This is a genomic window from Curvibacter lanceolatus ATCC 14669, assembly GCF_000381265.1.
GTDB classification, from domain to species: Bacteria; Pseudomonadota; Gammaproteobacteria; order Burkholderiales; family Burkholderiaceae_C; genus Curvibacter; species Curvibacter lanceolatus.
Genome location: NZ_KB906265.1, coordinates 22,077 through 46,106 on the forward strand (window position 1 = coordinate 22,077; position 24,030 = coordinate 46,106).

At 64.6% G+C, this 24,030-nt stretch carries 20 protein-coding genes; 17 read left to right on the plus strand and 3 right to left on the minus strand.

Annotated elements, in window-relative coordinates; all coding sequences use genetic code 11:
* Positions 1-78: 78 nt before the first annotated feature.
* Entirely contained in the window at positions 79-411 is a 333-nt protein-coding gene (fliE, locus tag F624_RS0120545; RefSeq protein WP_019576233.1) for a flagellar hook-basal body complex protein FliE, read from the plus strand.
* Positions 412-540: 129 nt separating this feature from the next.
* Here the strand turns inward: fliE and F624_RS0120550 are convergent, their stop codons facing one another.
* Both F624_RS0120550 and fliS read right to left on the minus strand, forming a co-directional pair.
* Entirely contained in the window at positions 541-843 is a 303-nt protein-coding gene (locus F624_RS0120550) for a flagellar protein FliT (protein ID WP_019576234.1), read from the minus strand.
* Between the two features lie 18 nt (positions 844-861).
* Entirely contained in the window at positions 862-1,251 is a 390-nt protein-coding gene (gene fliS / locus F624_RS0120555) for a flagellar export chaperone FliS (RefSeq protein ID WP_245573691.1), read from the minus strand.
* Between the two features lie 384 nt (positions 1,252-1,635).
* Between fliS and F624_RS0120560 the strand changes: the two genes are divergently transcribed.
* Both F624_RS0120560 and fliD read left to right on the plus strand, forming a co-directional pair.
* Positions 1,636-2,484 (plus strand): flagellin N-terminal helical domain-containing protein, encoded by an 849-nt coding sequence (locus F624_RS0120560; protein ID WP_031255714.1) that lies wholly within the window; start codon positions 1,636-1,638, stop codon positions 2,482-2,484.
* A gap of 139 nt (positions 2,485-2,623) precedes the next feature.
* Entirely contained in the window at positions 2,624-4,063 is a 1,440-nt protein-coding gene (fliD, locus tag F624_RS0120565) for a flagellar filament capping protein FliD (protein WP_019576237.1), read from the plus strand.
* Positions 4,064-4,170: 107 nt separating this feature from the next.
* On the opposite strand, the gene F624_RS34930 is transcribed toward fliD, so the two are convergent.
* The gene (locus F624_RS34930) at positions 4,171-4,329 is read right to left on the minus strand and encodes a hypothetical protein (protein WP_157443545.1); all 159 of its coding nucleotides are present in this window, start codon (positions 4,327-4,329) and stop codon (positions 4,171-4,173) included.
* Between the two features lie 26 nt (positions 4,330-4,355).
* On the opposite strand from F624_RS34930, the gene F624_RS0120570 reads away from it, so the two are divergent.
* The 14 genes from F624_RS0120570 to F624_RS0120640 all read left to right on the plus strand — a co-directional run bounded on the left by F624_RS0120570 (position 4,356) and on the right by F624_RS0120640 (position 24,008).
* A complete protein-coding gene (locus F624_RS0120570; RefSeq protein ID WP_031255716.1) occupies positions 4,356-5,207 on the plus strand; it encodes a flagellin N-terminal helical domain-containing protein in 852 nt (283 codons plus the stop codon).
* A 250-nt stretch (positions 5,208-5,457) separates the two neighbouring features.
* Entirely contained in the window at positions 5,458-9,093 is a 3,636-nt protein-coding gene (locus F624_RS0120575; protein WP_019576239.1) for a glycosyltransferase, read from the plus strand.
* A 120-nt stretch (positions 9,094-9,213) separates the two neighbouring features.
* A complete protein-coding gene (gene rfbF, locus F624_RS0120580) occupies positions 9,214-9,984 on the plus strand; it encodes a glucose-1-phosphate cytidylyltransferase (RefSeq protein ID WP_019576240.1) in 771 nt (256 codons plus the stop codon).
* A complete protein-coding gene (gene rfbG / locus F624_RS0120585) occupies positions 9,969-11,036 on the plus strand; it encodes a CDP-glucose 4,6-dehydratase (RefSeq protein ID WP_019576241.1) in 1,068 nt (355 codons plus the stop codon). Before rfbF ends, rfbG begins: the two co-directional genes overlap by 16 nt.
* Positions 11,033-12,397, plus strand: coding sequence for a lipopolysaccharide biosynthesis protein RfbH (rfbH, locus tag F624_RS0120590; RefSeq protein ID WP_019576242.1), 1,365 nt, complete (start codon positions 11,033-11,035; stop codon positions 12,395-12,397). The genes rfbG and rfbH overlap by 4 nt, the downstream gene beginning before the upstream one ends.
* A 10-nt stretch (positions 12,398-12,407) precedes the next feature.
* On the plus strand, positions 12,408-13,652 hold the full coding sequence (locus tag F624_RS0120595; RefSeq protein ID WP_031255718.1) for a methyltransferase domain-containing protein: 1,245 nt from the start codon (positions 12,408-12,410) through the stop codon (positions 13,650-13,652).
* Positions 13,649-15,439, plus strand: a complete 1,791-nt coding sequence (locus F624_RS0120600) for a thiamine pyrophosphate-binding protein (RefSeq protein WP_019576244.1) — start codon at positions 13,649-13,651, stop codon at positions 15,437-15,439. Before F624_RS0120595 ends, F624_RS0120600 begins: the two co-directional genes overlap by 4 nt.
* A 3-nt stretch (positions 15,440-15,442) precedes the next feature.
* Complete coding sequence (locus F624_RS34160; RefSeq protein WP_084679576.1) at positions 15,443-16,549, plus strand: FkbM family methyltransferase; 1,107 nt, start codon at positions 15,443-15,445, stop codon at positions 16,547-16,549.
* Entirely contained in the window at positions 16,539-17,645 is a 1,107-nt protein-coding gene (locus F624_RS0120615) for an N-acetylneuraminate synthase family protein (protein ID WP_019576247.1), read from the plus strand. Before F624_RS34160 ends, F624_RS0120615 begins: the two co-directional genes overlap by 11 nt.
* Positions 17,646-17,665: 20 nt before the next feature.
* Positions 17,666-18,718: an NAD-dependent epimerase/dehydratase family protein gene (locus F624_RS0120620; protein ID WP_019576248.1), complete on the plus strand. Its 1,053-nt coding sequence runs from the start codon at positions 17,666-17,668 to the stop codon at positions 18,716-18,718.
* A 2-nt stretch (positions 18,719-18,720) separates the two neighbouring features.
* Entirely contained in the window at positions 18,721-20,931 is a 2,211-nt protein-coding gene (locus tag F624_RS0120625; protein ID WP_051107473.1) for a glycosyltransferase family 2 protein, read from the plus strand.
* Positions 20,861-21,784, plus strand: a complete 924-nt coding sequence (locus F624_RS0120630; protein WP_019576249.1) for a hypothetical protein — start codon at positions 20,861-20,863, stop codon at positions 21,782-21,784. Before F624_RS0120625 ends, F624_RS0120630 begins: the two co-directional genes overlap by 71 nt.
* 37 nt (positions 21,785-21,821) lie before the next feature.
* On the plus strand, positions 21,822-22,838 hold the full coding sequence (locus F624_RS0120635) for a glycosyltransferase family 2 protein (RefSeq protein WP_019576250.1): 1,017 nt from the start codon (positions 21,822-21,824) through the stop codon (positions 22,836-22,838).
* Between the two features lie 60 nt (positions 22,839-22,898).
* Positions 22,899-24,008: a DegT/DnrJ/EryC1/StrS family aminotransferase gene (locus tag F624_RS0120640; RefSeq protein ID WP_019576251.1), complete on the plus strand. Its 1,110-nt coding sequence runs from the start codon at positions 22,899-22,901 to the stop codon at positions 24,006-24,008.
* Positions 24,009-24,030: the final 22 nt, after the last annotated feature.

The window sequence follows — 24,030 nt, forward strand, 5'->3', positions numbered from 1 at the left end:
CTTTGGACCTCAATTCAAAGGTCTGCCTCCTGGCCGAGCCCCTAACATCGGCGCCAATGATCTCACCGGAGAAGCGCCATGGATCTGCGATTCCCCTCAACCGCCACCCTCAGCCCACTCAGCCCCCGTACGCCGCAAGTCGGCAAGGCAGCCACCGGCACGGCAGGCCAAACCTCGTCCACCGGCAGCGCCGGCTTTTCGGGTGAGTTGAGCAACGCCCTCAAATCCGTGAGCGCCGCCCAGAACAAAGCCACCCAGATGCAGCAGGAAGTGCAGATGGAGAACCCCAACGTCAGCCTGGAAGACACCATGATCGCCATCCAGAAGGCCCAGATCGGCTTTCAGGCCACCATGCACGTGCGCAACCGCATGGTTCAGGCCTACACCGACATCATGAACATGCAGGTCTGAGCACGCCGGCCCAGCCCACCCCCCAAGCAAAAAGCCCGCTTCGTTGACCGAAGCGGGCTTTTTGTCATCGAGGGCCCGGTTTCAGGCCCCAGAAGCATCGATGGAGCCCGCCGAAGCAGGCCCACCCCATCAGTGGAGCAGTCGGGAACCGCCATCCAGCAGGCGCTGAATGTCAGAAAGCCGAGGCTCGGCCAGATTGCGGATCAGGGCGTCATTGCGCAGGATGCGCAACATGATCTTGCCCTTCTCGCTGCGATCCTCGCTGGCCAGAGGCTCCACCTGGGACTGGTGGTGCAATTGCTCGATCAGCACCGCACAGGCACCCTCGAGTTGCATCACCTGCTCCCAGTCTTCACGCTGTGCGGCCATCAACATGCGCTGGCTGGCGCCCTCGATGGCCTTGTAGTAATCAAGCAGAGATTGTTGCTGCACGTTATGCCCCCTTGCTATTCAACGTGTTTGAGGTCTGATGGCCTTCCAGGCCTCAGCGACGGGTCGGATCAGTTCGATCACGGATTGGACAGCCTCGGGACTGTTGCTCAAATTGGCCTTGGTCAGTTCAAACACCGCGTAGCTGTAGAGCGAATCGAGGTTCTTGGCCACATCGCCACCTTCCTTTTCATTGAGAACAGCCCGAAGACCGTCTTCGAGGATCTGGATGGACTTGTTGAGATACCGGGATTTCTCCTGGATATCGCCGCGGCTCATGGCACCCGCCACCTTGGTGAGGCTGTCCAGCAAGCCATCAAACAACAGCACCACCAACTGATGCGGATCCGCACCAGTGATACTGGTTTCGACGCCAACACGTTGATAGGCAGATGCAGCTCGGGTACTCACGGGTGTAAACATTCTTTTGGCCTCGCAAATTGTCGCACGGTACAAATGGTGTATCGGCAGCCCAGCCCGGTTCTGAAGGCCTCAATAGCAAGACATTTGGCAGGCTATTCCCAGAGGCACCCGCAAACCCTGGAACAAGCCGGATTCACGCTCTATATAGAAGGATCAAGAACTCCCCGGATCCCACACGCCCCCCTGGGCGAGACCCGCCTGCACCCCGATTGCCAACTTGTTTGCACTCTCGCTCACAAGTAAACCTAAAGTTTTCTGCGCCCGACCCGAAAAACAATGCAACGGGCTTCAAGAAGGGTTCGTTGCCAAGCCTGCGACACCGCAGGTTTGACATCAGCGATAGGCTGATTTTTAACTTGAAGGAGCTTCAAAATGGCAATGACCATCAACACCAACGTCAACTCGCTGACGGCGCAACGCAACGCAGCCACCAATCAGTCGAGCCTGTCCACCTCCATCGCACGTCTGTCTTCGGGTCTGCGCGTCAACAGCGCCAAGGACGACGCTGCCGGCCTGGCCATCGCCACCCGCATGGATGCCCAGGCCCGCGGCATGACCGTGGCCATCCGCAACGCCAACGACGGGGTGTCCATGCTGCAGACTGCTGAAAGCGGCATGCAGACCGTCTCCGACATGCTGCAGCGCATGCGTGAACTGGCCGTGCAGGCCACCAACTCGACCAACACCTCGTCCGACGTCGCCTCGCTGAACCAGGAATACACCCAGCTGGCTTCGGAAATCGGCCGCACCATCAGCGCCGTGCAGTTCAACGGCACCTCGGTGCTGACCACCACCGCCGGCTTCGACTTCCAGGTGGGTGCCAACTCCGGCCAGACCATCACCATCGCCTCGGGCACGCTGAACCTGGATCAAAGCTCCAACGTGTCGGCCGTCGTGGGTGGAGCCACCAGCGCCCTGACCACGGCTGCCGGCAGCAACAGCTCCAACGCCGCCAACATCGACGCCATCGACAAGGCCCTGCAAACCATCAACGACAGCCGCGCCCAACTCGGTGCTGCCCAGAGCCGCTTCCAGAACACGGTGAACTTCCTGCAGAGCGCCGTGGAAAACCAGACGGCTGCCAAGGGCCGCATCATGGATGCTGACTTCGCCTCTGAAACGGCCAACCTGAGCCGCGCCCAGATCCTGCAGCAGGCTGGCACCGCGATGATCGCCCAGGCCAACCAGTTGCCGCAGGGTGTGCTGTCTCTGCTGCGTTAAGCCATCGCCCGCTTCAAGTTGAACCTTCAAACCCCGGCATAAGCCGGGGTTTTCTACTGGAGTTGTGGCTTTTCATTTGGAGGTTCGCTTGCTAGAGTAGAAGAGCGCAGGCTCTCTGTCTGCACCAGGGGATACCAACATGACCATTTCTTCACCCGGCATTGGCAGCAACGGCCTTGACGTCAATTCGATTGTCACCAAGCTCGTGGCGGTTGAGAGTCAGCCTGTCACCCTGCTGCAGCAAAAGGGAACCAAGATCCAGAGCACGATTTCGACCTGGGGCTCGGTCAAATCACAACTTTCGGCCATCCAGGATGCCGCCTCGGCCTTGCTGGACAAGGCCACCTGGGCATCGCGCACGGTCAGCTCCAGCAACAGCAGCGCCGTGACCGGGTCCGTGACCACAGGCGCACTGGCCGGCAACTACAGCGTGTCGGTGACCCAACTGGCGCAATCGCAAACCACGCTGTCCAGCGGCATCACCTCCGGCAGTACCTTCGGCTCGGACGGGCGCCTGGACATCCAGGTCGGAACCTGGAGTGGCAACACTTTCACCCAGGGCAGCGGCTCCACGGTGAGCGTTGCGGTGAACGCCACCGACACCCTCAGCGACATCGCCACCCGCATCAATGGCTCCAACTCGGGCGTCAGCGCCTCGGTCGTCACCTCGGGTGGTCAGGACAAGCTGGTGGTGCGCGGCGCCAACACCGGTGAGAGCAATGGCTTCCAGATTCAGGCCTTCGACAGCGGTGGCACGGCCATCACCGATGGCAGCACGGGCACGGGCAAGCTGGCTTATGCCAGCACCGGCAGTGCCATTGTCGGCATGGGCCTGTCGCAGGCCGCCAAGAATTCAGCCGCCACGGTCGATGGCGTGGCCGTGAGTTCGGCCAACAACCAGATCACGGGCGCGGTCACCGGGCTCACCCTCAATTTGCAGCAGGTCACCACATCGCCCGTCACCATGAGCGTGACGGCAGACACCACCACAACCACCAACAAAGTCAACGCTTTCGTGACCGCCTACAACCAGGCGATCGCGACCATGCGCAACCTCACCAAGTACGATCCAGGCACCAAGACAGCTTCGCCCCTGCAGGGCGACAGCACCGCCATCGGCTTGCAGAATGCGCTGCGTCAGCTGGTGGTGGGCAATGGCCCCGCCAGCAGCAGCTACAGCAGCCTGAGCGCCGTGGGCATCTCCATGCAGCAAGACGGCACGCTATCGGTCACCAGTTCCAAGTTGAGCACCGCCATCACCACCAACCCCAGCAATCTCGAGTCCCTTTTTGACGCCAATGGGGGCAGCAGCGCCACCAATGGAATCGCCCGCCGCATCCGAGACTTCGCCATGGCAGCCAACAACGTGGGCGGAACGGTCTCCAATCGGACAAGCGCATTGCAAACTTCGTTGACTCGAAACAACACCGATGTCACCAAGATGCAAGACCGTATCGCGGTGATCCAGGCCCGCCTCTACAAGCAGTACAACTCGCTGGACACCAACCTGACCAGCCTCAACAGCCTCAGCAGCCTGGTGAACCAGCAGATCACCACCTGGAACAAATCGTCCGCCTGACCCTGGCTCAGCCTTCCTTTTTCAGCCAAGGCGGCAACAGCCCGCCTGCGCCTCGCTTCTTCAGCCCCATCGCCCGATCTGCCCCGGGCGATACACAGGCCGTGCCCTCAGCAGACGCCGATATTCGGCAAAAGTCCTGAACTGAGCGGCCAGAAGCCCGCTTTTCCAAGCTTCTGTTTTTCTCCCAAGCCGAATAATTTTCCTAACACTCGGCTGGGATCGGTCGCTGTATTTCGTACAGACATCGCACCGTGTGGATCGTTCATCTTGCATTCATTGAAGGAGCCGTCCCATGGCAATGACCATCAACACCAACATCAACTCACTGAACGCCCAGCGCAATGCGCAGGCCACCCAGATGAGCCTGTCCACCTCGATCCAGCGCCTGTCCTCCGGCCTGCGCGTGAACAGCGCCAAGGACGATGCCGCCGGCCTGGCCATCGCCACCCGCATGGACGCCCAGGCCCGCGGCATGGGCGTGGCCATTCGCAATGCCAACGACGGCATCTCGATGTTGCAGACCGCAGAAAGCGGCATGCAGACCGTCTCCGACATGCTGCAGCGCATGCGTGAACTGGCCGTGCAGGCCACCAACTCGACCAACACCTCGTCCGACGTCGCCTCGCTGAACCAGGAATACACCCAGCTGGCTTCGGAAATCGGTCGTACCATCAGCGCCGTGCAGTTCAACGGCACCTCGGTGCTGACCACCACCGCCAGCTACGACTTCCAGGTGGGCGCCAACTCGGGTCAGACCATCACCGTGGCGTCGGGCACCCTCAACCTCGACCAGGCTGGTAACGTGTCGGCCGTCTTCGGGGGCACCACCAGCGCCCTGACCACGGCCGCTGGCAGCAACAGTTCCAACGCCGCCAACATCGACGCCATCGACAAGGCCCTGCAGACCATCAACGACAGCCGCGCCCAACTCGGTGCTGCCCAGAGCCGCTTCCAGAACACCATCACCTTCCTGCAAAGTGCAGTGGAAAACCAGACGGCTGCCAAGGGCCGAATCCTGGACGCCGACTTCGCGACGGAAACCTCGAACCTGAGCCGCGCCCAGATCCTGCAACAGGCCGGCACTGCGATGATTGCCCAGGCCAACCAGTTGCCGCAGCAGGTTCTGTCGCTGCTGAAGGGCTGAGGATCAATCACCCTCTGGGTGATTGAAACCTGGATCCACAGGATCCGCCCAGCCCTGTCCAGAACACCCTACGCCACACCCCTGACTGACTGCCGCGGTCTGAAGGCAGGCTTAAACTCACCAGCTGAAGCTGCGAGTATGGCCAGGTCACCCGCGGACCGGCTCACGGTCTCATGGATGTCCGCCCCTTGCCTCGACGAACTCCTTGCCCAGGCTGCCCATGGGCTCAAGCAGAAAGTGTTCACCCACCATGCATGCGCACGGAACCTCACGCACCGCCGCCGAGAAGCACCCCTATTACATTGCCACTGCTGATTACGACGGCCGCCAGATCCACGTCCGGCAACTGCATCAGTTGTGCCATGAGCTGAACACCCGAGGCTTCGAAGCCTTTGTCTGGGGCGCGAGAACCCTCAATGGCCACTTGTGGACACCCCAGCTGTCGCTGGAGCAGCGAGCCGCACACTACAAGGCGGGCAAAAAGCCGGTCTGGATCCATCTTGCCCTCGACGGGGTACTGCGCCAGCAATCCCACCGGACACTGGCCTACAGCCCCGAAATCCATGCCAGTGACAAATCGCAGATGGGCAAGGGGCGGATCGAATTGGCCCAAGGCGACAAGGCCGCCAGCCTCAGCCTGCCCCTGGCCCTGCCCTGGGTGGACAGCACCGTCTTCAGCCCTGCGGCGACCCGACCCGACGGCCCAGCCTTGGTCTACGCCGACAAATACCTGAAGGCCGGCGGCAGCCTGCAAGCCAGCCATGCCGACCTGGTGAACCTGGGCGCGCCGTCCAACGCCTTCACCAAGGCCGAAGACCGTGCCGAGGCCTTGCGCTCGGCCAGCCTGATCTACTGCTATGAGGCGGGTGTCATCACCGCCGAGGCCTTGCTGTGCGGCTGCCCAGTGGTCTACATCCAGAATGACCGCACCTTGGCCCTGCCTGCGGCATCGCCCTGGCTGAGCCTGGCCACGGCCTGGGGCGACGACCCGGCCGAGTTGGCCAAAGCCCGCAGCGAACTCCCGAGCTACCAGCAACAGCACCTCGCCAATTTCCGCGACAGCGCGGCCGAACTGGACCAGTTCATTGAAGCCACCCAGCGTGCACTCAGGGACATGCCCTTCGAAGACGCCTGGTCCCACGAGTCCGTCACGCTGATGGGCGAGCTCGTGATCGATGGCAAAGACCTGGCCTCCCACGCGGATCAGGCGAAATACACCCGACTGCAGCGACAGTTTCAAACCTGGAGCAAACGCAGCACCCTGCGGGAAATCGATGGCGAGATCTACGGCGAACATGTGGCCCGCGGTGATCTGCCCGCTTTGGCAGTCTATGTTTACGTTCGCGAAGGTGACCTCGATGGCCTGGCCCAGACGCTGGACAGCCTGGAGCAGAACCTCTACCAAGCCAGCCAGTTGCACATCCTGGCGGGCTTCGACTGCCCGATCAACCCGGCTGAGTTGGGCCCCCAGTGCGTTTGGCACACCCTGCCCACCGCGCAGGATCCCTTTGCGCACACCCTGCCGCAATGGCTGCTGCTGATCGAGTCAGGCACCACGCTGGCCACCCAGGCCCTGGTCGAATTCGCCCTGGCCGCCAAAAACCCGGAGGCCCGACTGGTGTATGCCGACGAGGCCTTCATCGCAGCCCATGGCCAGGAAACCCCTCATTTCAAGCCCGACCTCAACATCGAGTGGCTGCGCAGCACCAACTACCTGGGCTCGGCCGTGGCCGTGCGCACGGCGGATTGGCGTCAACAGGGCCTGACGCTGGATTTCGACCGCCTCTACGGCCTGGCGCTGAACCTGTCGCAGAACAGAGGCAGCATCCACCATGTCGACACGGTGCTTTTCAAGAGCGACGGCCATGTGTCCCCGGCCCGTGAGCTGGCAGAGCTGCAGCAACTTCAGGCGCACCTGAACAGCCGTGCCTTGCCCGCCCGTGTGCAGGCCCAGAAGATTGCCGGTTGCCGGCAACTCGATTACCAGGGCGCCCAAGCACGGCGCGTCTCGGTGATCATCCCGACGGGCTACCAACTCGGCTACCTGCGCTGCCTGCTGAGCTCGCTGCAGCTCTTTGCCGAGCCCGAGTTGCACGAGATCATCCTGGTCACCCAGCCTGAACACGAGGCCGCCGCACACAACGCGGCCACCTCCGTCACCTTGCCGGTTCCGCTGCACATCGTGTCCACCCCGGCCGGCCCCTACCAACACGGCCTGGCCCTGAACACCGGGGCCGCAGTGGCCACCGGCGACGTGCTGCTGTTCGCCGACGACGACACCGAGGCCATCCAGCGCACCTGGCTGAGCAGCCTCACCGCTTACCTGGATCAAGCCGACGTGGGTTGTGTGGCCCCGCGTCTGGTGCTGCAGGTGGGCGACAAACCCACCTTGCAAAGCGGTCCCATGACCCTGGGCATCGGGGATTGGGCGGCCAGCTACAACGGCGAGCGCCGGCTGCTCGACGAGCAAGGCGTCTTCTCACGCCTGCAGACATCGCAGGACGTGTCCACCGTGGCGGGGCATTTCTTCCTGCTGCAACGCTCTCTTTGGCAGCAAATCGGCGGCTTCAACACCGACGACTGCCACACCTTCACCACGGTGCATGATTTCTGCATCCGCGCCAGCCAGGCCGGGCGCCGGCACATCTGGACCCCGGTCAGCAACGTGCTGCACCAGGGCGGCAAGACGGTGGAGGCCCTGGGCCGCGAAGCCGGCCGAGCCTACGAGATCAAGTCGGCAGCGCTGCGCGAAAAGCAGTCCTTCCTGACCCGCTGGGTCCAGCACATTGCCCACGACCGAGGCTACAACCGGCACCTGTCGCTGCAGACCCCCTACGACGTCGAAGCCGATCTGGTGGTCGACTGGATGAGCTCGCGCAAGGACCGGCCGCGGGCCATGGCCTTCCCCATCTCGAGCGGCTCGGGCCAGTACCGCGTGGTCGAGCCCTTGAACGCACTGCAGCACGCCGGCTTGGCGCAGTCCTGCATTGTGTTCCCGGTCACCCACAGCCTGTACCGCACACCGACAGCACTCGAGATCACGCGGGTCAATCCGGACCGCATGATCGTGCAGCACTCGATCGGCGACGCCCACCTGCAACTGCTGCGCGACTACCGCAAGACCAACCCGAACCTGTTCACCATCCAGACGGTTGACGACCTGTTCCACGACCTGCCGCAGAAGCACCACCTGCACAACTACCATCAGCGTGAAGGCTATGTGCGCATGCGCGAGGCCATGAGCCTGTGCGACCGCGTGATCGTCTCCACCCAGCCCCTGGTCGACGTCTATGGTGACTACTGCCGCGACGTTCGCGTGATGCCCAACTGCCTCGATGACCGGGTCTGGGGCCAGTTCTACAAGGCACCAACGCCTCGGTCACGCCTGCGCGTGGGCTGGGCCGGCGCAGCGCAGCACCTGGGCGATCTGGAGATGATCGGCGAGGTGGTGGCCCGCTTCAAGGACGAGGTCGACTGGATCTTCATGGGCATGTGCCCCGACAGCCTGCGCCCCTACATCAAGGAATACCACCCCTTCGTGTCGTATGTGGACTACCCGGCCAAACTGGCCTCGCTGGACCTCGACATTGCCATCGCCCCGCTGGAGGACAACCCCTTCAACCGCTGCAAGAGCAATCTGCGCCTGCTGGAGTACGGCGCCATGGGCTGGCCGGTGGTGTGCTCGGACGTGTACCCCTTCCGCACCGAGAACCCGCCGGTGATGCACGTGCCCAACGAAAAAGAGGCCTGGATCGAATCGGTGCGGCGCCTGATCGACGACAGCACCTTGCGCCATCAGATGGGTCGGCAATTGAATCAGTGGGTCAGCGACAACTTCTACTTGTCCAAGAACACGGACAAATGGTTTTCAGCCATTTTTGATTGACCCATTTGCACCGGGAATCAGCCCTTCCATTCGGAGCGAAGTCAGGACGGGGCCCCTAGAATTGATCAAAGCGCTGTGCTGACGGCGCACATCAATTTCCATCTGCCTGGAGCATCCGACATGAAAGCAGTCATCCTGGCCGGCGGGTTGGGCACCCGCATCAGCGAGGAAACCCTGACCCGCCCCAAGCCGATGATCAGCATTGGCGGCAAACCCATCCTCTGGCACATCATGAAGATGTACTCCAGCCATGGCATCAACGACTTCGTGATCTGCTGCGGCTACATGGGTTATGTGATCAAGGAGTACTTCGCCAACTACTTCCTGCACACCTCGGACGTCACCTTCGACATGACGACCAACCAGATGGAGATCCACGAGCACCATGCCGAACCTTGGCGCGTGACCCTGGTGGACACCGGCGACAGCACCCAGACCGGGGGACGTATCCGGCGCATCCGCCGCTATGTCGAGAACGAGCCCTTCTTTTGCATGACCTACGGCGACGGGGTGTCCGACATCGACATCAGCGCCGAGATCGCCTTTCACCGCAGCCACGGCAAGCTGGCCACGGTGGCCGCTGTGGCGCCTCCGGGTCGCTTCGGCACGCTGGAGATCGCCGATAGTCAAGTGCAGGCCTTCACCGAAAAGCCCCTGGGCGATGGCAACCTGATCAATGGCGGCTTTTTTGTGCTGTCGCCCCAGGTGCTGGACCTGATCGAGGGCGATGACAGCATCTGGGAAGACAAGCCCGTGCACGCCCTGGTGCACCAGCAGCAGCTCGCCGCCTACCAGCACACCGGCTTCTGGCGCCCCATGGACACCTTGCGCGACAAGACCTACCTCGAAGAACTCTGGGCCAGCGGAGCCGCGCCGTGGAAGAACTGGTGAACCGCCGCTTCTGGGCCGGCAAGCGCGTCTTTCTGACCGGTCACACGGGCTTCAAGGGCAGCTGGCTGAGCCTGTGGCTGCAGGCCCTGGGGGCCGAAGTCTGGGGCTTTGCCCTGCCGCCCGGCACCCCCATCAACCTGTTCGAGCTGGCCTCAGTGGCCCAGGGCATGCAGTCCCGCTTCGGCGACATCCGCGACCTCGATGCGCTGAGCCAAGCCATGGCCCAGGCCCGACCGGACGTGGTGCTGCACCTGGCCGCCCAGGCGCTGGTGCCCCTGTCGTACGAGCAGCCCCTGGACACCTTTGCCACCAATGTGATGGGCACCGCCAACGTGCTGGAAGCCGTGCGCCGCACCCCCGGCGTGCGCGCGGTGGTGGCCATCAGCAGCGACAAGTGCTACGAAAACCAGGAGTGGGTGTGGGGCTACCGTGAAACCGACCCCATGGGCGGGTACGACCCTTACTCGGCCAGCAAAGGCTGCACCGAATTGGTGGTGGCCTCGTACCGGCGCTCCTTCCTGAACGCGGCCAACGTGCCGGTGGCCAGTGCCCGCGCCGGCAATGTGATTGGCGGAGGCGACTGGACGCCCACCCGCCTGGTGCCCGACGTGCTGGCGGCCTTCTCGGCGCAACAGGCCGTCACCCTGCGCCAGCCGGGTGCGATCCGGCCCTGGCAGCATGTGCTGGAGCCCCTGAGCGGCTACCTGGCCCTGGCCCAACGCCTGCACGAGCAAGGCATGGCCTGGGCCGAAGGCTGGAACTTCGGCCCGCACGAATCCGACGCCCGCACCGTGGGCTGGGTGGTGCAGGAGCTGGCACGCCGCTGGGGCCCGGATGCGCGCTGGCAAACGGAGACCCAGGCCCAGCCCCATGAAGCCCACACCCTGAAGCTGGACTGCAGCAAGGCCCACAGCCGCCTGGGCTGGCAACCCCGCTGGCGCGCCGACACCGCCTTGCAACGCACCCTGGACTGGCACCGCGCCTGGCAGGCCGGCGCCGACATGCGCCAGCAGACCCTGGACCAAATCACCGAATTCGAAAGCGCCGCATGAGCCTGACCCGACACCAGCTGACCGCCGCCGCCGATGGCCAGGTCCACCTCAACCTGCCGGAACTGGCCGGCCAGGAGCTCGAAATCATCGTGCGCCCGGCCCGCGCCGCAGCCACAGCCCCGGCCTGGCGCGCCGGCATCGACGCCATCCCGCCCTCGGGCAAGGTGGTGGGCGATCCCGAAAAAAACGCCATGATCGATGCCGCGCTCGACGCCTGGCTGACCACGGGCCGATTCAACGACGCCTTCGAGAAACGCCTGGCCGATTTTGTCGGCGTCAAGCACGCGCTGACCGTCAACTCGGGCTCCTCGGCCAATCTGGTGGCCTTCTCCACCCTGACCTCGCCACGCCTGGGCATCCGCGCCATCCGCCCCGGCGACGAGGTGATCACCGTGGCCGCCGGCTTTCCGACCACCGTCAACCCCATCATCCAGAACGGTGCCGTGCCGGTGTTCGTCGATGCCGTGCTGCCCACCTACAACATCGACGTGTCGCAGCTGGAGGCGGCCCTGTCGCCCCGCACCAAGGCCATCATGATTGCCCACACCCTGGGCAACCCCTTCGATCTGGATGCCGTGTGCGCCTTTGCCCAAGCCCATGGCCTGTGGCTGGTGGAAGACTGCTGCGATGCCCTGGGCTCGACCTGGAAGGGCCGCAAGGTGGGTACTTTCGGACACCTGGCCACCCTGTCGTTCTACCCCGCCCACCACATCACCATGGGCGAAGGCGGCGCGGTGCTGACCAGCGACCCGGAGCTGCGCCAGATTGCAGAATCGTTCCGCGACTGGGGCCGCGACTGCTGGTGCAAGCCCGGCTGCGACAACACCTGCGGCAAGCGCTTCAATTGGCAACTGGGCAGCCTGCCGGCCGGTTACGACCACAAGTACACCTACAGCCACCTGGGCTACAACCTCAAGATCACCGACATGCAGGCCGCCTGCGGCCTGGCCCAGCTGGATCGCCTGGAGGGCTTTGTGCAGGCGCGCAAGGACAATTTCGCCTACCTGAGCGAGCAACTGAAAGACTGCGCCGACCTGCTGGTGCTGCCCGAGGCCACCCCGGGCAGCGACCCGTCGTGGTTCGGCTTCCCGATCACCCTGCGCCCCGAGGCCGGGCTCAACCGCCAATACCTGCTGCAGTACCTGGACGAGCACCGCATCGGCACGCGTTTGCTGTTTGCCGGCAACCTGATCCACCAGCCCTACATGCAAGACCGGAACTTCCGCGTCGTGGGCTCGCTGAAGGCCGCCGACCAGATCATGAACGACACCTTCTGGATCGGTGTCTGGCCCGGGCTGAGCCGGGCCCAGCTCGACTACATGGTGAGCCAGCTCCGGCAGGTGCTGGGCCTCAACTTCTGAGCACCAGGTCATGTCCACCCTCGACAGCGCCCCGACCGCAACAGGGCCAGGCCTTCCTGGTGAGGACCGGGCCTGCCTGCGACCCTGTCCGGTCTGTGGCAGCACCGAGGCGCAAGCCCTCAAAACGCTCTCCCTGCCCCAGCCTTCGGGCTCGCCACTGCCCGGCGGCTACCGGCTGATGGCCTGCCACGCTTGCGATCTGGTGTTTGCCGAGACGCCGGCGCCGCAATCTGCCTACGACCTCTACTACCAGCGCTGCGCCAAGTACGGCGGCCCCACCGGCACCGGCGCCGGCCTGCACCCTGCCGACCAGGCCCGGCTGGAGCAATTGGCCGATCGGCTGCTGAGCTGCCTGCCTCGGCCCCAAGCCCGCGTGCTGGACCTGGGCTGCGGTGCGGGCGGTCTGTTGGCGGTTCTGCAGGCGCGAGGCCTGTTTCAGGTCGAAGGCCTGGACCCCGACCCCAGTGCCGTGCAAGCGGCGCAGGCCCGCGGCCTGCGCCTGCGCGAAGGCCTGATCCACGAAGCCGCCACGCGCTGCGTCGGCGAGCGCTACGACCTGATCGTGCTCTCACATGTGGCCGAACACCTGCGCGACCTCCAGGGCCTGCCGGGCCTGGCCCGGCTGCTGACGCCTGAGGGCAAGCTCTACATCGAGGTCCCCCACCCGGTGGGCTACGCCTGCGGCGAGCGCCCGCCCTACTACTACTTCGACAGCGAACACATCAACCACTTCAGCGCCCAGGCCCTGGCCCGGCTGCTGGCCCCGGCGGGGCTGCAGTTGCACAGTGCCGAGGCGGTGAGCCTGACCCTGTCCGACGGTGGCCACTACCCGGCGCTGGCCGTGGTGGCCGGCCGGGGGGCCACGCCAGCACTGCCCCCTCAGCCCTCGACCGTGCATGCGGTTCAGCGCTACCTGGCCGACTGCGCCCAGGGTGCCACCCTCGTGCCCCAGCCGCCCCTGCCCGCCCAAGGCCCGGTGCTGGCCTGGGGTGCGGGCTCCTGGGCCCAGCGCCTGCTGGGCCAGGGCCAGTTGCCGCGCGATCGCCTGGTGGCGTTTCTCGACAACGACCCCAACAAACAAGGTCTGCAACTCGACGGCCTGCCCATCGTGCCTCCTGCGCTGGGCCTGCAACAGCACCCGCAGGCGGCCATCCTGGTCTGCGTGGCCATCGACCCGCAGCAAATTGCCACTGCCCTCGACGCCTTGGATCCCGGGGCCCGGCAACGACTCCACTTTCTGAGCGACCCGCTATGAACCTCTCCGAACGCATCGCCGACTGGCTGGTCCAGCAAGGCATCACCCAGGTCTTTGCCGTCACGGGCGGCGGCGCCATGTACCTGAACCAGGCCCTGGGCTCCCACCCGGGCCTGCAATGCACCTACCTGCACCACGAACAGGCCTGCGCCATGGCCGCCGAGGGCTACGCCCGCATCGCCGGCAAGCCGGCGGTGGTGATGGTGACCACCGGGCCTGGCGGCATCAATGCGCTCAACGGTGTGTTCGGGGCCTACACCGACTCGATTCCCATGCTGGTCATCAGCGGCCAGGTCAAGCGCGCCACCTGCCTGGACTACACCCCGGTGCCCGGTCTGCGCCAACTCGGTGACCAGGAAGGCCCGGTGCTGCAGATGGCCCGCCCGGTGACCAAGCTGGCCGAAGGCGTGGGCAGCCCCGAGGCCTTGATGACCCTGCTGCCGCAAGCCCTGGCCACCGCCGTGGGGGGGCGCCCCGGCCCGGTCTGGCTGGACATTCCCCTGGATGTGCAGTCGGCCGAATGCGGCCCCATTCCAGCCCCTGTCTTCACCCCGCCGCTGACGCCGGCCACCCTGGAGGCCGATGGCGATCAGATCGCCCAACGCCTGGCCACCGCCCAGCGCCCGCTGATCCTGGCCGGCACAGGCGTACGCCTGGCCCAGGCCGAACAAGACCTGCTGGCCTTTGCCGAAGCCCACGGCATTCCCGTGGCCACCGCCTGGACGCACGACCTGATCGCCAGCGACCACCCCCTGTTTGCCGGCCGCCCCGGCACCATCGGCACCCGACCCGGCAACTTCTGCCTGCAGGCGGCCGACCTCGTGATCGTGATCGGCTCACGCCTGAACATCCGCCAGGTCAGCTACAACTGGGACACCTTCGCCAAAAACGCCTACGTGGTGCAGGTCGACGTGGACCCCGCCGAGCTGACCAAGCCCCTGGTGCAGGCCGATCTGAAAATCACGGCCGACGCGCGCGTCTTCCTGCAAACCCTGCGCGAGCGCTGCCAAGGCGGCTTGCCCAGCTATGCGGCCTGGGTCGCCTGGTGCCAGGACATTCGTCGGCGTTACGGTCTCGCAGCACCTGAGCCCAAGGGCCCCGCCATCCACCCGTATGCGCTGGTCGAGCGGGTTTGCGCCCAATTGCGCGAGGACGACATCCTGGTCTGCGGCAATGCCTCGGCCTGCATCCTGCCCTTCCAGCTCGCCCCGCTCAAAAAAGGCCAGCGCCTGTTCAGCAACTCGGGCTCGGCCTCCATGGGCTACGACCTGCCCGCAGCCCTGGGGGCCGCCACCGCAGCCCCCCAGCGCCGCGTGATCTGCTTTGCTGGCGACGGCAGCCTGCAGATGAACCTGCAAGAACTGCAAAGCCTCAAGAGCCTGGGTCTGAATGTGCTGGTGGTGGTGATCGACAACGGCGGCTACCTGTCGATCCGGCTCACGCACGACAACTTCTTCGGCCGCATCGTGGGCGCCACACCGGCCTCGGGCGTGGCCTTTCCCGACTTCGCCCGCCTGGCCACGGCCTTCGGCCTGCGCACGGTCGACGTGCGCAGCAGTGCCGACCTGCCGGCCCTGGACGCAGCCTTGCAGCAGAACGGCCCGCAATTGCTGGCCGTGACGGTGGACCCGGAGCCCGGCTTCGAGCCCCGCATCAAGTCGCGCGCCCTGCCCGAGGGGGGGTTTGCCACCCCCGAGCTGGACGACATGTTCCCCTTCCTGCCCGCAGAGGAAGTCGCGGCGGTACGCGCCGAGGCCGCCCGCCTCGTTTCTCATGGAGGGCACTGACCCATGAAAACGACCTCATTCCCATCCCTGGAAGCCGTGGGTCAGGTGGACTTGGAGACCGTGCAAAGACAGGGTCTCCTCATTTTCGGATATGGCTCGTTCGCCCATGATCTGGCTGCGGCAGCGCAGAAAAACGCAATACCTGTCCTGGGCTTTGTCGTTTCTGGGGTTCCTCCCGCTGCCCGCAGCGCACTGCCGGTCTGGCAGCTCAGCCAATTGCCCGAGGCCTACAAGGACAAGCCGCTGTGGGTCGGCGTCTACAACCACCTCGCCCACTCAGACTACCCACTGATTGATCAGACCTGTCGCGCGGCGGGATTTGCAGCGCAATTTCCTCAGCACTATTTTGAGGTGGTCGCTGACGCGCTGGGGTGGCGCTATTGGCTCACGCCCAGAGCAGATTACGCAGCCCACGCAAGCGATTTGCGCGCCGCATTTGATCAATTGGCTGATGAGCCAAGCCGGCAAGCCATGGCACAAACCTTGGCCTTTCGGCTGGGGCAGACCTTGGCTGCGCCCTTGCCCGACGCCGGGGTAGTGCACTACTTTCCGGATTTTGCCGTGGCGGCCTGCCGGGCGCGCGAGCGCGGTGCGCAGGCTTTTCTGGACGGTGGCGCCTACAACGGCGACACACTGGAAGCCGCGCTGAGCCAGTTGCCGTTCCAGCAGACCTATGCTTTTGAGCCCGACTTGGGCAACTATGAGCTGCTGACCCAACGAACCAGGCAACTGGGGCTCCGTGCCACCAACTACCCCTGCGGCCTCTCAGGACGAAACGAACAACTGCGCTTTTCCACCGGACAAGGTGAAGCCAGTGCCGTCAAGGAAGACGGTGACAGCATCATCCAGGTGGTGCGCCTCGACGACTGCCTGCAAAACGTGACCATCGACTATCTGAAGCTCGATGTCGAAGGTCAAGAAATCCCCACGCTTCACGGGGGCCGGGATTTGATCCTGAAAAGCCGGCCTATTTTGGCCATCGCTGCCTACCATCGCTGGGATGATATGTGGCGTATACCGGCTTTTGTGGCCGCACTGGCCTTCGACTACAAGCTAGCGTACCGCAGCCATTCCAGAAACTCATTTGACGGGGTTTTTTATGCCTATTAACACCCATCCCAACAGCATTTTCGAAGACCTCTTCATTCTGGAGCTTGCCAACAACCACTGGGGGCGGCTGGACCGGGGCCTGCGCATCGTGAATGACTTTTCCCAGGTGGTGCGCTTCAACAATGTGCGTGCCGCCATCAAGCTGCAGTTTCGCGAAGTGGACCATTTCATCCACAAGGATTTCCGCGGCCGCGAAGACATCCGCTACATCAAGAAGACCGAGGTCACCAAGCTCAGCAAGGCCGAGTACAAGACCCTGACCCGCACCATCAAGGAACGTGGCTGCATCCCCATGGCCACGGCCTTTGACGAGCGCTCGGTCGATCTGTGCGAAGAGCTGGACCTGCCCCTGATCAAGATCGCCAGTTCGGACATCAACGACTGGTTCCTGATCGAGCGCATCGCCGAGACCAAGAAGCCCGTGATCGTCTCCACCGGCGGCTCCAGCCAGAAGGACATCGACGACATGGTGACCTTCTTCGCCAATCGAAACATTCCGCTGGCCATCAACCACTGCGTGTCGCTTTACCCCAGCGAGGACGACGAACTGGAGATCAACCAGATCGACTACCTCAAGAAGCTCTACCCCAAGAACGTGATCGGCTTCTCCACCCACGAGTACACCGACTGGACCTCGTCCATGCTGCTGTCTTATGCCAAGGGTGCGCGCACCTGGGAACGCCACATCGACATCGAGGAAGGCGGCATCCCGGTCTCGCCCTATTGCTCGCTGCCGCACCAGATCGACGCCTGGTTCAAGGCCTACCACAAGGCTGTGGCCATGTGCGGCGGTTCGGGCCAATCCAAGCGCCTGCCCAAGAAGAAGGAAACCGAGTACCTCGACGGGCTGGTGCGCGGCGTCTACGTCAAGCGCGACCTGCCGGCAGGTTACGAGTTCAAGCACCCGGGCAATGACGAAGACTTCTACCTCGCCATCCCGCTGCAAAAAGGCCAGCTGTCCTGCCGCGAAACCATGAACGGCCTGAAACTGACCCGCCCCGTCGCACGCGACTCGGCCCTGACCATCGACGACGTGGACAGCCCCTACGCCCAGCACGAATCGCTGCGCCAGGCCATCTACGACCGAGGCCTCTGACGCCAGACGTCGAGCGCCCTGTGAGCAAGCCCTACCCCGCCCCCGGGCTGCCCGCCATCCAGGGGCGGCTGACCCAATTGCTGCCGCACCTGGACGCCTCGGCGCTGGAGGGTAAAACCCTGTTCATCACGGGCGGCACCGGCTTTTTTGGCTACTGGCTGCTCAGCCTGCTGGACCTGTTGCAGCAAGGTGGCCATCGCTTTCAGGTGCGCCTGCTGTCGCGCAACCCGGGGCGCTTCCAGGCCGTGGCACCCTTCTTTGCCGGCCAGCCCTGGGTCGACTTCGTCACCGGTGACGCGCGTCACTTCACGGACCAGCGCCAGGCCGACTTGCTGATCCACGCCGCCACGGACACCCACACCCAGGCCCACACCCGGCCGCTGGCCATCATGGACGATGTGCTGCTGGGCACCCGCAACACCCTGGAGCAGGCCCTGGCCCAGGGCGTCAAGCGGGCCTTGTTTGTCAGCTCTGGCGCGGTCTACGGCCCGGCCGCGCGTGCCGCCAGCCACACCCCCGAGACCACGCCCTTGCAGCGCAGCCTGGAGCAGCCCGACCCCTATGGCGAAGCCAAGGCCACGGCCGAGCTGTGGAGCCAGCATTTCGGTGCGGCCCATGGCCTGTGCATCCCGGTGGCGCGCTGCTTTGCCTTTGTGGGCGCGGGCCTGGATCTGGACGGGCACTTCGCGATCGGCAACTTCATCCGCGACGGCCTGGCCGGCCAAGGCGTGCGGGTGCAAGGCGACGGCACGCCGGTGCGCAGCTACCTGTATGGCGCCGATTTGGCCGTGTGGCTGCTGCAACTGCTGCTGCGCGGCGAGCACGGCCGGGCCTACAACGTCGGCTCGGACCAGGCCATCACCATCGAACAACTGGCCCGCCAGGTGAACCGCCAGCTCAGCCCCGACCAGGCCGTCACACTGGCGCGCCAGCCCGTCGACAACCCCCTTCGCTCTTGCTACGTGCCCTCCATCAAACGTGCCCGTCAGGAGCTGCAGCTGGACGTCTGGACCCCGCTGGCCCAGGCCATCGCGGGCACGGCCGACCCCAGCCAGCCACTCGCCCAGGACTGACCATGCCCCAACTGTACGAATCGCTGCGCCGCCCTTATTACATCGAGACGCCGCCGTATCGGCGCTCCTCGGCCGGCATCCGCGTCATGCACATGCTCTGCCACGTGCTCAATCGCCTGGGCGAGGAGGCCTATGTCTTCACCTCGGAGGTGAACCCCGATCTGAACACCCCCACCGTGACCGAAGACGTGGTGCGGCGCCACCTGCAGGCCGGGCGCGAACCCATCGTGGTCTACCCCGAAATCGTCAGCGGCAACCCACGCCGCGCCAAGTCGGTGGTGCGCTACGTGCTCAATGTGCCCGGGCTGATCGGGGGCGACAAGACCTTTGCCGACACCGAGCTGATCTACGCCTACGGCCAGAACCTGCTGCCCGCCAACGCACCGCCGGACAACGTGCTGTTCTTCCCCTCGGTGGACTCCAGTCTGTTCAACAACCGCGACAACCCGCTGGACGCACAGCGCCAGGGCATTCTGGTCTACCCTGGCCGCCATCTGAATGCGCTCAAGGAGCACCCCGAGCTGGCCCACGGCACGGTGATCACCTCGACCTGGCCCGCCAGCCGCAGCGAGTTGGCGGCCCTGATGCGGCGCAGCGAAATGCTGTACTGCTTCGAGTCCACCGCCATCGCCCTGGAGGCCGTGCTGTGCGGGTGCCCCGCCGTGGTACTGCGCTCGCCACTGTTTGACGGAAACGCCATCAGTTCGGCGGAACTGGGCCGCGAAGGCATGGCCTTCAGCGATGCGCCCGAAGAAATCGACTATGCCCGCCGCACCGTGGGCCAGATGCAGGCCACGTACCAGCGGCTGGAGGAAGCGTTCTGGGTCAAGCTGCAGCAGTTCATCCGCGACAGCCAGGCCCTGCCGCTGATCGAGCCTGCGCCTCAAGCTGCGGTCTACCAGCCCAGCGCCGCCGACGTGGCCTTTGTCCAATGGCGCCAGGCCCAGTCACTCAATGAGTTCACGGCCCAGGCGCTGGCCGAACGCATGATGGTGGACTGGCCGCACAAACCCCGTTTTCACCTGCTGCTGAACAGCACGCCCAACGAGCAGAACGCGGTGCAGGCCTTGCTGGCCAGCCTGGATGCCCAGCTCTACCCCGAATGGATCCTGACGGTGCTGAGCACCGCCGATGCGCCCGGCGCCATCGCCGCCAACCCGCGCCTGCAATGGCTGTGCCTGCGCGAGGCCAGCTCCGCCCCCATCGTGCTGCAGGCCCTGGCCGAGGCCTCGCCAGCCGACTGGCTGGGCCTGTTGCCCGCGGGGGTGACCCTGGCCGAGCCGCAATCCCTGCAGGTGCTGGCCGACCAGCTCAATGCCCAGCCCGCCTGGCGTCTGGTCTATGGCGACGACGCGGTACAGCAGGCGGGCCACTCGCCCGACCCGCACTTCAAGCCCGACTTCAACCTGGACCTGCTGCGCTCCAGCGCCTACATCGGGCGCGCCGTCTTCGTGGAAAAGCAGGCCTTGCTCGCCTGTGGCGGTCTGGGCGCCCAGGCCGGCGCCACGGCCTATGACCTGGCCTTGCGCCTGCACGACCAGGCGGGCGCTGCTGCCATCGGTCATTTGAGCGAGCTGTTGTGGCTGTGGCCCAGTGCCGAGAGCCGCCACGGCGACGGACAGGCCGAGCGCACCGACCTGGCCGAGCATCTGGCCCGCCAGCGCCTCGCTGCCGAGGTGTTACCCGGCCTGAGCCCCCACACCCACCAGGTGCGGTATGCCGCACCCGAGGCCAGTGACCTCACCGCCCTGATCGCGGTGCGCCACGACCGCCAATACCTGCAACCTTTGCTGGCCAGTTGGCAACAACTGCGGCCTGACGACCGCACGACGATCCTGCTGCTGGACCTGGGCTGCGAAGACCCCGATGAAAAGGCCTACCTGGACAGCCTGGCACAAGACGCGTTCTGGCAAGGCCGCGTGCACCGGCTGGACGCGCGCGGCCTGAACCCTGCCCAGGCGCTGAACCTGGGCCTGCGCCACAGCAGCGCCGAACACCTGCTGTGCCTGGATGTGCGCAGCCACCTGATCCAGGCCGACTGCCTGGAGCGCCTGCTGGGCATCGCCCAACGCCCCGAAGTCGGTGCGGTGGCCCCCCCGACTGGTCAACCCGGCCAACTCACTGCTCATAGAAAGCTACTGGGTGGGCGGCCTGCAAGGCCTGGCCGGCCCCGCTTTCCGCGACCTGGCGCTGGACGCGCCGGGCCTGCATGAGCGGGCCCTGTGCGAGCAAAGCGCTCTGGCCGTGAATGCCTCGGTGCTGCTGGTCAAGCGTTCGGCCCTGGCCGGCCAGCCCTGGCTCAACGAAGCGCTGCCCGAGCGTGCGGCCTGGATCGAGCTGGGTCTGCGCCTGCGGGCCCAGAACAGGCTTGTGGTCTGGACCCCGCACTCGGTGGTGCTGCAGCATCCGCGTGCCCCCACCGAATCGGCCACCTTGAACCAGACGCCGCCCGTCTGGCCGGCATTGCCCTTGCGCGCCCTGGCCGAGGACCCAAACCACCACCGCCAGCTGAGCCTGAGCCAGCCTGGCCTGCCCGAGACCGCTCGCCAGGCCCACTGGGTGCGCACGCACACCCGGCGCCAGCGCTGGCTGCTGGTCGGCCCGGCCGCCGGCCCGCTGTCGGTCGTGCACCGCGTGCAGCAGAGTTTGCGTGGTGCCAACGACGCCCAGCTCAGCCGCTTCGAGATCGGTGCCCAGCCCGGGCCGCTGGCCGAGTGGCTGATGGACGTGTTGCGTGCCGCCCCGGAGCGGGTGCTGATCCACGGCATCCACCTGCCGCTGGCCCAGGCCCTGCTGGCTGCGCTGGCCCAACACCTGCCTAGCCTGCCCTGTCTGGTGCTGCTGGACGAGCCCGAGAAGTTCAACCAGCCCGACAACTTCCTGTGCCCGGCCCACCCGGGCCTGCTGCGCAGCCGACTGCGCCCCCTGCTGGCCCCGGCCCACACGGTGCTGCTGAGCAGCGCCAGTGATGCCATCGCATTGGAGGGGGTACACCCCCGCTTACGCCTGCTGCAAACCGATCCGATCCGCTTTGGTCAATTCAACACAGACGGGTGGCTCAACTGAGCCCCGCAGCGCCACGACTTAGAGAACGAGCCGCACCATGACACACGCCGTCGACATCCTCATCACCTCCTACTACCAGCCGGAATACCTGGACGAGTGCCTCGAATCCGTCGCCCGTCAAACCTGGCAAGACTTCAGAGTCCATGTGGTGGATGACAGCCCGGGCAACCCTGTGCAAGCCGTGATCGACAAATGGCGCGGACTGGGCCTCCCCATCGACTTCACCCAGAACGAGAAAAACATCGGCGCCGTGCGCAGCCTGCAGAAAATCTACGCCCAGACGCAGGCCGAATATGTCGTGTGGCTGAACCACGACGACGTGATCAAGCCTCAGTTTCTGGAACGACTGGTGCTGAACGGCATGATGCAGCACCCTGAATGTGGCTTCGGTTACAGCCTCTACGATCGGTTCCAGAACGGTCAGATCTTGCCCGACATGGGGGTCTATCGACCGGATCTGCCCACCGGCCCGCACCAGTTGGTCAACTCCCTGTGCATCACCAACTGGATCATCACCTCGTTTGCCGTGATCCGGCGCTCGACCTTTGACGAGGTGGGAGGCCTGCTGCGCCACATCGCCCGCAATGAACTCGTCGGAGAGCCGGCTTACGGGTATGTGGACCTGTATATCTTTGCCCGGCTGGCAGCCCGCTCGGCAGGCTATGTGCTGAACGAGTCCCAGGGCGTCTACCGCATCCATGGCTCCAGCAGCACCGCGCAGACGGTGGGGCTGTCCAGACGGGCTGAAGAGACCGTGCGCACCTACGACTTCATCTTTGACGAGCACACCTTCTTCACAAAACCCCAGCGCTACCTGAGCAAGGCCAACTGCACGGGGCGCCTGCTCAGCGACATGGGCGTCATTCAGGCGGTATTGACCATGCTCCAGTCGAGTGAACTGGGCCGGGAATTGCGCCCGATTGCCAAAGAACTGCTGCAATGCACCTATGAGGCGCTGAGTACCTTGATATTTGATTTGGCCGACCGGGGTCGCCCTCTTGTGACACCCCAAGCGCATCTGGAAGAATTGCGTGGATTGATCCAGAAGTTATAAGCTGGATACCGATATTCCAAAAGCAGGCCAGAAGGCAGGCGACACCTACAAGGTTTGACGATGAGCAACCATAAGATTTACGTCACCCGCCCCTTTCTGCCGCCGCTGGAGGAGTTGATTCCGCACCTGCAGCAAATCTGGGCGAGCGGCCAACTCACGAATGGCGGCCCGTATCACCAGCAACTGGAGGCTGAACTGGCCCGGTATCTGGGCGTTCCCCATGTGGCGCTGTTCGCCAACGCAACCATTGGCCTGGTCACCGCGCTGCAATCGCTGCGCATCACCGGGGAGGTGATCACCACCCCGTACTCCTTTGTGGCCACAGCGCATTCGCTGCTCTGGAACGGGATCAAGCCGGTGTTCGTGGACATCGACGAAAAAACGCTGAACCTGGACCCGAGCAAAATCGAAGCCGCCATCACCCCCCAGACCACGGCCATCTTGCCCGTGCACTGCTACGGGCACCCCTGCGACGTTGAAAGCATCCAGAAAATTGCCGATGACTACAACCTCAAGGTGATTTACGACGCCGCCCATGCTTTCGGCGTGAAAACCGGAACCGGCAGTGTGCTCAAACACGGCGACCTGTCTGTCTTGAGTTTTCATGCCACCAAGGTTTTCAATACCTTTGAGGGTGGAGCCATCGTCTGCCCGGATGCCAAGACCAAGGAGCGCATCAACCACCTGAAGAACTTTGGCTTCGCCAACGAAACCACCGTGGTGGCCACCGGCATCAACGGCAAGATGAGTGAGTTCAATGCCGCGCTCGGCCTTTTGCAACTGAAGTATGTCGAGCAGGCCATCGAGCGCCGGCAGGCCATCGATCAACGCTATCGAGAACTGCTGAATCGTTGCCCAGGCATCCAGTGTGTCGACGGGGTGGCCGGCGAGACCGCCAACTATGCCTACTTCCCCATCCTGGTCGGCAGCGATTTCCCGATCAGCCGCGACGCGCTGTATGACCTTCTGGCCAGTCGCGGCATCCACGCCCGGCGCTACTTCTACCCCTTGATCAGCGACTTTCCCATGTACAAAGGGCTGCCCTCGGCGCAACCCCATCTTCTGCCCGTGGCCCGCAGAATGGCCAGCCAGATCCTGTGCCTGCCGATCTACCCGGATCTCAGCGATGCCGAGGTAGAAACCATCGCCGGGATCATCACGCAAGCCTGAACGCTTGGCCAGGCGCGCACCC